Below are 12,526 nucleotides of genomic sequence, written 5' to 3'. Positions count from 1 at the left end.
CGAGGGGATCGCCTCCAGAGGGATCGCCTCCATAGGATGGAGCGAACCGCCGATAGGAACGGGGCGTGATCGAGGTGGCCACAACCGAGAGACCGGGGCGTGTGCGCGTCGGGATCTCGGGCTGGCGTTATGCGGGCTGGCGAGGGGACTTCTACCCGCCAGGTCTGCCGCATAAGCGGGAGCTCGAATACGTCGGCGAGCGCATGTCAACGCTTGAGCTCAACGGATCGTTCTACTCGCTTCAGCGCCCCGCCAGCTACCTGAGGTGGCGCGGCTCGGTGCCAGCCGACTTTGTCTTCGCGGTCAAAGGCTCCCGCTACGTCACGCACATGCTGAGGATGAAGAATGTCGACGCAGCGCTCGCCAACTTTTTCGCCTCTGGTGTGCTGGCCTTGGGCGATCAACTCGGCCCGATTCTGTGGCAGCTGCCAGAGCGGCAGCATTTTGAGCCCCGTTCCCTAGAGGCGTTTCTGTCGGGGCTTCCTCGCACGACAGGTGAAGCGCTGCACCGGGCGAGGCGCCACGACGCGCGAATTGGTGACCGCGCCTGGCTTGAGGTAGAAAACGATAGGCCGATCCGCTACGGATTCGAGCCGCGTTCGGTCACTTTTGAGAACGACGACCTGCTGTCGATGCTGCGCGAATACGACACCGCTCTGGTCGTTTCGGATGCGGCGGGGCGCTGGCCAGCATTCGGCGCGACAACGGCATCCTTTGTCTACGTACGCCTTCACGGTGCCGAAGAGCTTTACGCCAGCGGATACACCGATGAGCAGCTCAACGACTGGGCGTCGCGCATTGCGGGGTGGCGCGATGGGACCTCCGTCGTAGACGGCACGCCGCGCGATGTATACGTATATTTCGATAACGACGCCCGCGGACACGCGCCGCACGACGCCGTGGCGTTGGCGCAGCGAGTGGGGGATTCACGCGCTAGCCGTGGCCGCAATTGATAGTGGAGGCAACGGGCAGCGGAGGCAGCGCCTCGACGTCATTGAGGACTAGTGCCACCGCCGCTGTGGCTGTGCCGCTGTGGTTCGCCGGCGCGGACGAGAATCCGTTTTCTTGCAATCTCCGGGTCCCAGCTTTAGTATCGAAATTCGATATGTATGTATCGAAAAGCGATAGGAGCAGGTCATGACCAGAGCGGCAATCGCCCTGTCCAAGGTTTTTCTCGTGCTCGTGGCGCTTGCGGGAGTCTTCGTGCAGGTGGTGCTGTTGCCGATTCAGGCGGCCGAATCTGCCGCGGAGTTCCCCGAGGTCGAATTCTTGCGGATCCCCATCCTCGTACTCGGAATCCTCTTTGTCGCCTGCGGCCAGGTCGTGGTCGTGTGCGTCTGGGCGCTGCTGTCGCTCGTGCGACGCGATGCCATCTTCAGCACTCGCGCGTTCAAATACGTTGACACGATGATCGCCTCGCTCGCACTGGCCACTGCCATCGTGGTCGCGATCCTCCTCATTCTGCAGCTCACGGCCGACGCAGGCCCGCCCGGCCTGGTCGTGCTGGCACTCGGTGTCGCCACGGCGTGCGCAGCCCTCGCCCTCGTGCTCATTGTCATGCGCCGTCTGCTGGCCAAAGCATCCGAGCAGGCGCAGTATCTGGACGAGGTGGTGTGATGGCTATCGTCGTCAATCTCGATGTCGCCTTGGCCAAGCGCAAAATGTCGGTAACCGAGCTTGCGGATGCCGTGGGCATCACGGTCGCCAACATCTCCGTTCTCAAAAACGCCAGGGCCAAGGCGGTGCGTTTCACCACCCTCGACGCCATCTGCAGGGTTCTCGAATGCCAGCCAGGGGACATCCTGGCCTGGGTGCCCGACGTTCCTGACACCAGTGTGCGTGCCTAGAGCAGGCCGAGTTCCCGGGCTCGGCCGATTGCGGCATCCCTGTCTGTCACTTCGAGCTTGCGATAGATATGTGCGATGTGCGTTTTGATCGTGTTGACAGAGAGATAAAAGCGCCGGGCCAGGTCGACATTCGAAAAGCGGGTGGGCAGGTAAGCCAGAATCTCGAGTTCCCGATCGGTGAGCGGATCAGCCAAGACGCGATTGCCGAGGGGCTGCCACGACTGACCCGCCCGCATCCGAATCGTGGCGCTAAATGAGGCATGCGGCCCCGTCACGGTTTCGAGCAGTGTGAGGATGGTGGGGCCGGCTTGGATGAAGATATCCACGAGGCCGTGCACTTCGGCAAGCTTGACCGCTTCTGTGAGGTGCCGGGTCGCCTCCGCCGGAATCTCGTCGGTGGAGGATAACCAGGCGAGCAGGATGCGATGTTGCACGGTCGAAATCGCATCGGGGGAGGGCACCAGCTGTGCCCACGCGGTGGCGATCGCCCTCGCCGATTGGGTTTCCCCCGCCGCGAGCGCAGCGACTGCCCTGCTGAACAGAGCGGATGATGCCACAGTGAGGGCCGCAGGCGGCGAAGGCTCGGCGCCGAGATCCGCTTGGTTCAGACCTGCCGCCGGAGTTCCCTGCGACTCCGCTGGCCCGGTGGTCTCACCTGGCTGCTCATCGAACAGCTGCGGTGCTTCATCGGTACCGACGGCGGTGACCACGGAGGCAAGGTATGCATCCGATATCGCGGGATGCCCGAGCATTTCTGCTTTTCGGGCAGCATGCAGGGTCTCAGCAATTAGTGAGTTGGCTCGCTCAGCGTTGCCGCACCAGGCCTCGACGAGGGCAAGCGCGCTGCTGGCGGGGATTCGATTCACGGGGTCAACCCCTGCTGTATCTAGCGCGCGGGAGAGCCACTGGCGAGCTTCGCCAAGATGACCGGCTAAGAAGTGCGCGCGGCCACCCGAGACCAGGGCGTCGATCAGTTCGCCGACGGCCTCGCGCGGCAGGCTCTCTGGGCGTTTGCGCGCGATCTGCGACTGAATAGATGACAGCCTCCGCTGGGCGGATTCGGGCGAGACCTCCGGCCGTGCGCGCCATAGAACCTGTGCTGCGACAAATCCGAGCCCCGTTGCCGGCTGCGACGCGGCGGGATGCTCTGGCTCGGTCAGCAGCCGACGGGCTCCCGTGAGGGCTTCGGCATCGACGCGTTCCGAGATTGCCGGCGCGACCGGCGAAGAGGGCTCCGCAGAAGACGGCTGCCACCGGATCGCGTCGAGCGAGTCGTCATGTTCGGTGACGTCAGCGGCGGTCGCGAGCATGGCCTCAAGCGCACCATCTCGGGCCTGGGCTCGCAAAAGATAGGCCATCGCCGGTTTCACTCGGCCGTGGGTGAGGCTCCATTCGGCAGCGGAGGTGAGAATGCGCAGCTCATCTGCCGGGCTTTCTGCTCTCAGTCGCGAGCGCAGAAGCTCGCTGAACAGACGGTGAAAGCGAAACCACCGGTGTCGGTGGTCGAGGGGCACCAAAAACATCGACTCTCGTTCGAGGGAGTCGAGCACCGCCTGGTTGCCACTAGAGCCGGTTATCGCATCGACGAGTTCGCCGCTGATCTCGTCGAGCACTGACATACACAGCAGCAGCCTGCGTTGCTCACTCGACAGGCTGGAGAGAACCTCTTCACTCAGATAGTCAGCGACAATCCTGTCACTGCCGCTGAAGTCGTCGATGAATGCGTCGGCATCGGCGTTATTCCGCAGAGAGAGACCCGCGAGCTGGAGGCCAGCGACCCAACCCTCCGTGCGCATCCACAATGCCCGCACCTGCTCGGCGGAGAGGCGATGGCCGATGAGCAGAGTGAGAAGCTCGGCCGCTTCTGCCAGGTCGAAGGCGAGATCGGATTGCCGTATTTCGAGCACGTCGTCGTGCAGGCGATATCGGCTGAGTGCGATGGGCGGGTCAACGCGCGACGACAGAATAAAATGCGCGTTGCGAGGGCTGCGAGCGATGAGTTCTCCCAGGTCGGCGACGAGTCGAACATTGGAGAAGCGCTGCAGGTTGTCAATGATGATGACGGTCTCCTGAGCCGAGCCTAACGACAGGGCCATGGCGTCGATTGCGGGTTCCCCGAGCCCGGTCAGACCGGTTTCGACGGTGGCGGCGAGGATGTCGGCTGATGGCCGGGCCGAAGGGCAGGCCGCGGCCAGATGGCGTACAAACCGGGCAGGGTCATCGTCGGATTCGTCAATGTCCAAGTGAACCAGCGTGGGGCCGGCACTGTTGTCGGCGACGGATCGTGTGCCGCCCCACTGCTGCAGCAGGGTGGTTTTGCCTGCGCCAGCCTGCGCCACAACGAGGGTTAGCCGCGAGCCGAGCGAGCGGTCGAGGCCACGTCGGAGCGCCGGCCGATCGATCAGTCGGCTTGTGTCGAGCCGGTCCCAAAATGAGTTCACCCGTGAAGACCCTTCGTGACTATGCGGTCATCTATACCCCGGCTCCCTGAACGCGCAACCGGGTGCCGCTCACCCTCCATGGATGACGCACAGTTTCACCGTCGGCAGGATGATCGATCGAGGCGTCGAGAGGGACTCCATCGTGACTTCACCGCTGTTCGAGATTGTGATCAAGGGAACCCTGAGTGACCCTGTCGCGGCTTTGCTAGAGGGCTTTAGAGTCACAGAGGTCGCCTCGGGCTGGACTCACCTCGTGGGGCCGATCCCCGACCAGGCGCGCCTGCAAGGCATCCTGAGCGTGTTCTCCTATCTCAATATCGAGCTGGTTTCGGTGAACCCGGTGACACACCCCTGACGCACACCGCCATGCTCTGCACGCCGGGGTTCGCAGGAGCGAGATTGCCGCACCCGGTCGTGGTGAGCGTCGTGTCCACAATCGAGATCACAATCCATCCCGCGTGGCGCAGAAACCGCCCCACCTGCCCCGGTTGCCGTCGTGGCCGCCGATTCGGACGGAACCGACGTCATACCGTTTCACCCCGGTCGGATTCGTCGATTCTGATGGGCACGCGCACGTCGGTGCCGCCCTCCAGCGTGAGCCTGGTGGCCATGCGCACCATTGTGGGTGCCGGAACAAAGCCGCCGGCAAACAGCGCTTCTCCCTGCGAGAAGCGAGCAGCCCTGGCGAGCATGGCGGCTGGCACGAACCCGAAGATGGTGCCAAGCTCGGCCAGGTCGACCGGCGATGTCATCTTCATGAGCGCCAGGTTGTCGCACTGGGAAGTCACCCTCGCATCGATGCGCGATGGTCGCTGAGTCGACAGCACAAGCCATAGGCCAAACTTGCGGCCCTCTGCGGCAATCTGGATGATTCGCTCCCGAACCGCAACGTGCATGGGGGTCATCGCATCCGGGGAGCAGAGGTTGTGGGCTTCGTCGATCACAATGAGCAGAGGGCGTCGTTGCTCCCGCTTTGCCCACAGATCATCGAGCACCGCCAACGCCACGACGAGAGATTCATCGGCGAAGTTAAAGCCGCCGAGATCGAGCACCGTGGCGTCCGGTCGCGTCTCGATGATGTCGGTCACGGCCTCTCTGCCGCCCGCCCAGACATCCCACTCGGTGACGCGCAAGTTCTCGATTCGTGACGCCAGATCTAGGGCGGCCGGTGTCCCGTGCTCGCGCAGCTGCGGCACCACCTGACGCGCGTCTAAGGCGCTGACGAACTCCTCAAGGTGCAAGAGCTCGTTGTGTTCCGCTCTGTCGGTGAGCGGGTCGAGTCGCAGCACGGCAGCCTTGCTCGGCACGGAGAGGTCGCTAAAACGCACGCGAAGGGAGTCTGGTTCTGGCGCGGAGGGGCGGAGCACGCGAATGTCGCGGCGAGCGAGTGCGCTCTGAGATCGACCCTGATCGGAATCACCGTCGGCGGGTTCGGCCATTGTGACGAAGTCACCGTTGGGGTCGAACACAACCATAGGCAAACGGGTGTGCAGGAGCAGCTGTTCGAGCACGACGCCCAGCGCATACGTCTTGCCTGAACCGCTTTGCCCGCACCAGAACGTGTGTCTGTTGAAGCGGTGGGGCAGCAGTCTGGCGGGGATTGTGGGTGACGCATAGAACGTGCCGATCTCTAACGTCGCCCCCCACTCGTCGTACAGCAGCTCGATTGTCGGCGAATCTGCGGCGTGCACGGATGCAGAAAAGAACGGTTCAGCGCTGTGAGTTTCGAGCTTGTGTGCGGCCTCATCGACGACGCCGAGAATGCGGCCAGCGCCCCTCGGCGCACCACCAATCGCGCGCTCGACCTCCTCGATCTGCCCCAACTGCGGCTTTCCCACGTTCGGAGTCAGAAGCACGAGGGCGCCGACGTCGAATGCCATATCGGCGGAGCCGGAGAAGTGGAACTCGCGCCCATCGAGCGATTCCGCTGTGCTGGTGCCTAGATTGAAGTTCTCCGCTGACGTCATGGCCGTGGTCATCCCTCCTGTTGCCGGATGGCCGCAGGGTACTGCCATGTAAAAGGTTCCCGAAAGCAGGCGGGGGCCGGTTCATGCCCCGGGGGTGATTTCTCGATCATCCGTCGAGGGGCATCGCCGTGATGTTGGCGATCCTCAACGCCATCGCGCACCCCTCTTTGGTAGAAAGAACCACTATTCTGAGGCGACCGTGAATAGGGGGCTCACCGCCATGTCTGTCGTCACCGCCGCCGACTCCGCACCAATGCCGAGTCAGACTCTCTCTCCCGTGCACTCCGCGAACGTTCTTCGCGCTCCCGCCCTGTGGTGGCGTATCGCAATCGTTCTGGTTATTCTCGTTGGCTTGTTCAGCGGCTCGCATAAGGTGCTGTTCTTCACCGTTCAGAGCTCCGCGATCGCGGCGGGGTTCTTCGCCGTCGCCGCCTATTTCATGCTGGTGAGGCGCACTGCGGATGCTCCGGCCCCACGGGTGCGCGGGGCGGTAACGCTCTATCTGCTCATGACGATGCTCATCTCGCACTTCGTCAACAACGACGGCGAGAACCCGATCCCGGGAATCCTCTCCGCCTCATCGCCAGAGGATCTGCTCTCCAACCGGTCAGTATTCCTCTTGCACTATGTGGCGCCGATCATGGTCTTGCTCGACTGGTTGCTCTTCGGCCCCAAGGGTGTCGTTCGGTACCGGGAAGCTCTGCTGTGGTTGATTTACCCGCTCGGCTACATTCTTATCGTCATGGCCCGTGCCGTTGTCTTGCCCGAGGCATCCGACCTATTCCCCTACGGCTTTCTTGACCCGGTGGGCAAGGGCTATGGCGGGGTCTGGGCGTGGGTTGGCGGGTTGGCCGTGGGCGTCATCGTGTTGTCGATGCTGCTGGTGGCGATCGATCGCGGTCTGGCCCGGCTGTCGTCGAAGGCCGCAGCCAGGGGCTAACACCTTTCCCTTGGCCATGGAGTATGCGGGCGTGACCCTTTCCGGGTGCCGAAGCGCTCCTTTACCGGGGGTGCCTATCGGGTCCCGTCGTCCCCGAGTAAGCTCGAAATGCCTCGGGCGATCCCGACCCCCATCGAACGAAATCGAGCAGCGAGTGAAGTGGTTCCGTCGTCACAAACGACCGAAGCACCGACCCTTCGATGCCTCCGAGATGCCGCCTATTCGGCGGGCCACGGTCGAGAGCGCAGTTGAAGAAGGTCTCATGCTGGCGGAGTATGCGTGCCGCCTCAAGCTGCGAAATCTCATCGTGATCGAGGCGCTCACCTCTGAGAGCTCCTACGACCCTCGCAATCACCTTGCTGGCGCCAAATCGGTGCTTTCTCAGCTGATCACCGAGTCGGAGCATGCCGCCGATCGGCTTTCGTGGGAGATCACCGAGGTCGAGGGCCTTCGTGGGCGGGCCGAGCATGCCCACGACTACCAGTCGGCAGACGAGCGCAATTTGCAGCACCGGTCCGATGTTGCCGTTGCGCTCGCCCACAAACTCGCTGAGCGCAGGGATGACGAGGCTTACCTTCTCGACCTCATCGAGCGGGCGAGGGTCGACGCCTGGAGTGATGTGTCGCGGGCGCTGCAGGAATCACTCGATCGCTCGACGATCATCGTCGACGACGACTACGAGCGCGCACGGGGCGAGAGGGTTTCTGAACTGCTGGGAGACCTCGCCGCGCTCGAACGTCAGCAGTCCTAAGCGGGCGGTTGCTCAGGTCCGCTAGAGCCGTTCGATAAACGCCGCGACGGATGCTGTGATCAGATTCGCCGTCGACTCCGGCGTGTAGGGCGACGACTTGAGTACCGCCATGCTGTGGTCGGCTCCGGGAATCGAAACGGTGGTGATCGATTCGGTGTCTGCGATGGCGGAGGCAACCAGGTCGGCGCTGCCAAACGCATCGCGTTCGCCCTGCAACACGAGCACGGGTACGCGGGGCATGAGCAGCTCGTCGGCACGCGATCTTTCGGGATGGGCGGGTGGATGCAGGGGAAAAGCGAGGCAGATAACCGCGGCGGCGCTCACGGCCTCGGCTGTTCGGCAAGCGACCCGCGCACCGGCGCTGCGGCCGCCCGTTATCAACGGGATGCCAGCGTGAATGGTGCGCACGATGGGGGCGACTTCGAGCCATGCGGCGTCGAGTGCAGCGGGGCGGGGCGCCACCTTCTTTCCGGCGAGGCGCCAGGGCTGCTCATAGCGCACGACGGTTATCCCGCGCGCTGGCAGAGTAGCCGCCAGCGCGGCGAGATCGAGCGCCTCGATGCCCCCACCCGCTCCGTGGCCGAGCCAGAGCACGCTGTGGGCGTCAGCTGCGGCATCCACGGTGAGTCTGCTCATGCCGAGTGAGGTGTTCACGTCGAGGGTGTGAGAGGTGTCGGAGTTCACGCCTCCGACGCTACCCCCGTGAGTCGACACGGCGCGCTCGAGCCGCCGCACGCGACTCGATCCGCCGCAGGCGACTCGATCCGCGGCTCTGGCCTGTCCTCCTTCAGGGGGACAATCGGGGGGCAACCCGCGAGGGTAATGGCGTTGCTCATTCAAGACCGGGGGACGCCATTCAGAAGTTTGTTCACTTAATTCCCAGGTTCCCCTACACTGTTGCCGCTACCCCCGAAGGGGGTAATTGTGTCGGCTCCAGCGTTACCCGAAGGCGCCGCTTTACAGCAATGGAGTTGTCAGTGAACAGCACGTCGCCCTACGAACTTGCCCGGCATCGGCACCGCGCCCCGGCTCCTCGCTCCCGCGGACGGTTACTCAGCCCCATCATTGCTGCCGCTGCAGTGCTGCTGTTGGTGACCGGCGCAGGGGTAGCGCTGTCGCAGGGTGGCATCCCCACGCTGTTTCCCGCCAACGCCTCCGGCGGGCCGGGCTGCACCGATCCGGTCTCGTTGCTCGTTGTTGCCGATGAGTCGATCGCTCCGGCGCTCACTCAGGTCGCCGCGGATTTTGATGCGACGTCAACGACGTGCGTCGCGACGGATGTCAGGTCCCAGGCCTCGGGCGACACGGCGGCCCTCCTTGCCTCCAATGCGCTCACCGGGGCGGATGCCTGGGTGCCCGATTCGTCGTTGTGGCTCGCCCGAATGGCCACGACGGCAGAGGCGCTCGGCAGGTCGGCGCCCAACGTCACCGCAGGCGATTCCGTCGCAACCACTCCCGTCGTTTTCGGCGCGCCCGCTGCTCGGTCTGTTGAGTTCGCGGCAGACACCGTGGGCTGGTCAACCCTCCTCTCTGGCACGATCGGCGGGCTTGTTCCCGACCCAGAGTCGTCGGCCGCGAGTCTCGCTGGGCTCGCCTCTCTCACTGCGGCCGCCCCTGCGGATAATCCCCGCATTGTCCCGTCGACCATGATCGAGCTGGGCAAGACCATCCCCGCCAGTCGAGACGAGGCGATTGCCGCTGCGCTCGCTGCTCCCCGCCCCACCGTCGTTGTCACGACCGAGCAGGAGGTCGTCTCTCACAACCTGTCGAACCCCGAGGTTCCCCTCCTGGCGATCTATCCCGTCGAGGGCTCGTCCTCGCTCGACTACCCATTCGTGCGGGTTCCGCAGAAGGCGGGGGAGGATGCCGAAACGAGGGCGATGCTCCTCGACGAGTTCGAGCGGCGTGCGCGCCTGGGGGATGCGTTTTACGCTGCCCAGGGGTTCCGCGACCATAAGGGCGGAGGCGAGGTCGAGTCCGTCGGTGTTCTCGCCTGGTCGACAACGCCATCACCGCCAGCCGACGCCGTCTCCCAGGTGGAGGCACTGTCGAAGTGGAGCACGCTGACGCGCCGCTCCCGCATGCTCATCGCGATTGACGTTTCGGGCTCCATGCTCGAACCCGCGGGCGGCGGTCTTCGGCGCATCGAGGTGTACCAGCGCGCCGCGGGCGGTGCGCTCGGCCGATACGCGGGTGAGACCCACATGGGAGTGTGGGTGTTCTCCACCGACCGCCCGGGGGGCAAGGACTACGAAGAAGTTGCGCCCGTCGCGGCGCTCTCCGATCCCGCCCATTTGCAGCAAATCGTGCAGGTCACGCAGACGCTCCCTCAGTACATTCGGGGAGACACGGGCCTCTACGACACGATTCTGGATGGCGTGACCAAGATGCATGCCGAATACACCCCCGGCATGGTCAATTCAATGGTGATCATCACCGACGGCCGCAACGACGATAAGGGCAGCATTTCGCTCGACGCTCTGCTGCAGCGCATCGCCGAGATGAACGATCCGCTTAAACCGGTTCCGGTCATCCTCATCGGGTTCGGGCCAGACACCGACCTTGAGTCGATGCAGCGCATTGCGGAGGCGACAGGGGGAGAGGCCTATTCGGCCTTCGAGCCCAACGACCTCGACAAGGTATTCGTTGATGCTCTGACACAGCGAACCTGCCGTCCCAACTGTTGAGGCGTGTTGCTATGCTGTGACCACAACTGAAGACCCGGCCGCTCAGGCGATGCGGGAGAGCCCGATTAACGGGCACCGAAGGAGCAATCCTCTCCAGAATCTCTCAGGTACGCGTACCGCATCGAATAGGCCACTCTGAAAAGTGATTGACGCGCATTTCGGCCGCCGGGTTGACCGGCATTCGATTGCGAAGCGATCCGCCCACGGTGAAAGCAGACCACTTGGTCAGCGAAACTCTCAGGCTCCATGACAGAGGGAGAGTTCGCGCGTCGATGACGCATTCCTTGGGAGAACTCTCGTGACTGATAACCCTGCGCCCGGCAATCCTGCATCCGGCATCGATACCGCCGTGAACGCTCCGGTAGATTCGACTCAGCCCCACGGCCGGCTCAGCCCCCTCGACGATGTTCATCGTGCGGGTGGAGCATCGTTCACCGACTTCGCTGGGTGGCAGATGCCGGTGCGCTATTCGAGTGAGCTCGAGGAGCATCATGCAGTCCGTACCGCGGCTGGCCTCTTCGATCTCTCGCATATGGCCGAGATACTCGTCAAGGGTCCCGGCGCCGGCGCAGCGCTCGACTACGCCCTCTGCGGCGTCTTCTCCACGCTCGCCGTAGGGCAGGCGCGCTACAGCCTCCTGCTCACGACCGACGGAGGCATCATCGACGACGTGATCGTCTACCGCACCCACGAGCACCGATTCGGCGTCGTCGCCAATGCCGGCAATCGTGCCCAGGCTGCAGGCGCCCTCTCGGTTCGCACTGCCGGATTCGATGCAACCGTTGTTGACGAGAGCGACGCGCTCGCGCTCATCGCGGTGCAGGGGCCGATGTCGCAGGCCATCATGGCCAAGCTCCCCGACCTTCATTTGCCCACTCCCGTCGCCGATCTCCGGTACTACTGGTCGACGACCGGAGCGTGGCGCGGCGAAGAGATCATGGTCGCTCGCACCGGGTACACGGGCGAGGACGGATTCGAGCTCTACATTCTTGCCGAGCACGGGGCCAGCCTCTGGAGCGCGCTTCTCGCGGCGGGGGAGGAGTTCGGCCTAGTTCCTGCTGGCCTCGCGTGTCGCGACACGCTCCGGCTTGAGGCTGGCATGCCCCTCTACGGCCATGAGCTCAGTCTCGATACTCTCCCTCAGCAGGTGGGGCTTGGCCGCATCGTCAAGCTCGCCCAGAAGGGCGAGTTCGTTGGCCGCGGCGCGGTGGCTCACGGTCCCAGCAGCGATGCTCCCGTTCTTGTTGGCCTCACATCGGACGGGCGTCGCGCTGGGCGTGCCGGCTATCCCGTGCTCGCGGCTGAGGGGGGAGAGCCGGTCGGTGTTGTCACGAGCGGTGCGCTCAGCCCGACTCTCGGGTTCCCCATCGCTTTGGCGCTTGTTTCGCCCTCGCGCGCTGAACCGGGCACGGAGCTCGTCATCGATGTGCGCGGCAAACCGATGCCCGCCGTCGTCACCTCACTTCCCTTCTACAAGCGACCCACCACCGACTGAGAGGCAACCCCATGAGCGAATTGTCAGAACTCAAGTACACGCCAGAGCACGAGTGGATTCGCATCGATGGTGACGTGCTCACCATCGGCATCACCGCCTTCGCCGCAGAGAAGCTGGGCGAGGTTGTCTATGTTGATCTGCCCCAGGTGGGCCAGGCGGTGCAGCGCGGAAAGGTCGTCAGCGAGGTCGAGTCGACCAAGTCTGTCGGCGAGGTCTACGCACCGGTCGATGGGGAGGTCGTTGAGGTTAACGCCGCAGTCTCCGATAACCCCGAGCTCATTAACGATTCGCCATTTGATCAGGGGTGGCTGTTCAGCATCCGGGTCAGCAGTGACGCGCTCGCCGAGGCGAGCTTTATCGACCTCGAGGCCTACAGCGCCATCACGGGAGCCTAAGCA

At 63.9% G+C, this 12,526-nt stretch carries 12 protein-coding genes and 2 riboswitches; of the genes, 9 read left to right on the top strand and 3 right to left on the bottom strand.

What is annotated here, in order from left to right:
* Positions 1 to 65: 65 nt before the first annotated feature.
* From C2138_RS09530 to C2138_RS09520, 3 genes are all read left to right on the top strand, one after another.
* Positions 66 to 953 (top strand): DUF72 domain-containing protein, encoded by an 888-nt coding sequence (locus C2138_RS09530; protein WP_108517370.1) that lies wholly within the window; start codon positions 66 to 68, stop codon positions 951 to 953.
* Between the two features lie 184 nt (positions 954 to 1,137).
* Positions 1,138 to 1,617 (top strand): DUF2975 domain-containing protein, encoded by a 480-nt coding sequence (locus C2138_RS09525; RefSeq protein WP_108517369.1) that lies wholly within the window; start codon positions 1,138 to 1,140, stop codon positions 1,615 to 1,617.
* Entirely contained in the window at positions 1,617 to 1,847 is a 231-nt protein-coding gene (locus C2138_RS09520; protein WP_108517367.1) for a helix-turn-helix domain-containing protein, read from the top strand. Before C2138_RS09525 ends, C2138_RS09520 begins: the two co-directional genes overlap by 1 nt.
* Here C2138_RS09520 and C2138_RS09515 read toward each other — a convergent pair.
* Positions 1,844 to 4,288, bottom strand: a complete 2,445-nt coding sequence (locus tag C2138_RS09515; protein WP_108517365.1) for a winged helix-turn-helix domain-containing protein — start codon at positions 4,286 to 4,288, stop codon at positions 1,844 to 1,846. The genes C2138_RS09520 and C2138_RS09515 overlap by 4 nt on opposite strands.
* Positions 4,289 to 4,370: 82 nt before the next feature.
* Between C2138_RS09515 and C2138_RS09510 the strand changes: the two genes are divergently transcribed.
* On the top strand, positions 4,371 to 4,643 hold the full coding sequence (locus C2138_RS09510; RefSeq protein ID WP_159078194.1) for a DUF8691 family protein: 273 nt from the start codon (positions 4,371 to 4,373) through the stop codon (positions 4,641 to 4,643).
* Positions 4,644 to 4,812: 169 nt separating this feature from the next.
* On the opposite strand, the gene C2138_RS09505 is transcribed toward C2138_RS09510, so the two are convergent.
* Entirely contained in the window at positions 4,813 to 6,255 is a 1,443-nt protein-coding gene (locus C2138_RS09505; RefSeq protein ID WP_108519026.1) for an ATP-binding protein, read from the bottom strand.
* A 220-nt stretch (positions 6,256 to 6,475) separates the two neighbouring features.
* Here C2138_RS09505 and C2138_RS09500 point away from each other — a divergent pair, with 220 nt between their 5' ends.
* Together C2138_RS09500 and C2138_RS09495 are read left to right on the top strand one after the other, a co-directional pair.
* Positions 6,476 to 7,195 (top strand): Pr6Pr family membrane protein, encoded by a 720-nt coding sequence (locus C2138_RS09500; protein WP_199286530.1) that lies wholly within the window; start codon positions 6,476 to 6,478, stop codon positions 7,193 to 7,195.
* A 211-nt stretch (positions 7,196 to 7,406) separates the two neighbouring features.
* Complete coding sequence (locus C2138_RS09495) at positions 7,407 to 7,946, top strand: hypothetical protein (protein WP_146181277.1); 540 nt, start codon at positions 7,407 to 7,409, stop codon at positions 7,944 to 7,946.
* 21 nt (positions 7,947 to 7,967) lie between these two features.
* On the opposite strand, the gene C2138_RS09490 is transcribed toward C2138_RS09495, so the two are convergent.
* Positions 7,968 to 8,630 carry an alpha/beta hydrolase family protein gene (locus tag C2138_RS09490; protein WP_233245469.1) on the bottom strand — a complete coding sequence of 221 codons (663 nt, stop codon included), beginning with the start codon at positions 8,628 to 8,630 and terminating at the stop codon, positions 7,968 to 7,970.
* Between the two features lie 293 nt (positions 8,631 to 8,923).
* Here C2138_RS09490 and C2138_RS09485 point away from each other — a divergent pair, with 293 nt between their 5' ends.
* The 3 genes from C2138_RS09485 (at position 8,924) to gcvH (ending at position 12,523) form a co-directional block, all read left to right on the top strand.
* Positions 8,924 to 10,633: a VWA domain-containing protein gene (locus C2138_RS09485; RefSeq protein ID WP_158268768.1), complete on the top strand. Its 1,710-nt coding sequence runs from the start codon at positions 8,924 to 8,926 to the stop codon at positions 10,631 to 10,633.
* 42 nt (positions 10,634 to 10,675) lie between these two features.
* Positions 10,676 to 10,762: riboswitch (glycine riboswitch) on the top strand.
* A 2-nt stretch (positions 10,763 to 10,764) separates the two neighbouring features.
* Positions 10,765 to 10,890, top strand: a riboswitch (glycine riboswitch).
* Between the two features lie 80 nt (positions 10,891 to 10,970).
* Positions 10,971 to 12,128: a glycine cleavage system aminomethyltransferase GcvT gene (gene gcvT, locus C2138_RS09480; protein ID WP_422395414.1), complete on the top strand. Its 1,158-nt coding sequence runs from the start codon at positions 10,971 to 10,973 to the stop codon at positions 12,126 to 12,128.
* A gap of 11 nt (positions 12,129 to 12,139) precedes the next feature.
* Complete coding sequence (gene gcvH / locus C2138_RS09475; RefSeq protein WP_108517358.1) at positions 12,140 to 12,523, top strand: glycine cleavage system protein GcvH; 384 nt, start codon at positions 12,140 to 12,142, stop codon at positions 12,521 to 12,523.
* Positions 12,524 to 12,526: the final 3 nt, after the last annotated feature.

This window comes from Salinibacterium hongtaonis (genome assembly GCF_003065485.1).
GTDB lineage: Bacteria > Actinomycetota > Actinomycetes > Actinomycetales > Microbacteriaceae > Homoserinimonas > Homoserinimonas hongtaonis.
The sequence above is the reverse complement of the archived record's forward strand: the minus strand, read 5'-3'. Positions and strand labels throughout refer to the sequence as shown.

Bases quoted from the DNA above. Each gene is read 5' to 3' on its own strand.
- C2138_RS09525 (WP_108517369.1), top strand. From the start codon at position 1,138: ATGACCAGAGCGGCAATCGCCCTGTCCAAGGTTTTTCTCGTGCTCGTG.
- C2138_RS09500 (WP_199286530.1), top strand. From the start codon at position 6,476: ATGTCTGTCGTCACCGCCGCCGACTCCGCACCAATGCCGAGTCAGACT.
- gcvH (WP_108517358.1), top strand. From the start codon at position 12,140: ATGAGCGAATTGTCAGAACTCAAGTACACGCCAGAGCACGAGTGGATT.
- C2138_RS09505 (WP_108519026.1), bottom strand. From the start codon at position 6,255: ATGACGTCAGCGGAGAACTTCAATCTAGGCACCAGCACAGCGGAATCG.
- C2138_RS09510 (WP_159078194.1), top strand. From the start codon at position 4,371: ATGACGCACAGTTTCACCGTCGGCAGGATGATCGATCGAGGCGTCGAG.
- C2138_RS09495 (WP_146181277.1), top strand. From the start codon at position 7,407: ATGCCGCCTATTCGGCGGGCCACGGTCGAGAGCGCAGTTGAAGAAGGT.
- C2138_RS09520 (WP_108517367.1), top strand. From the start codon at position 1,617: ATGGCTATCGTCGTCAATCTCGATGTCGCCTTGGCCAAGCGCAAAATG.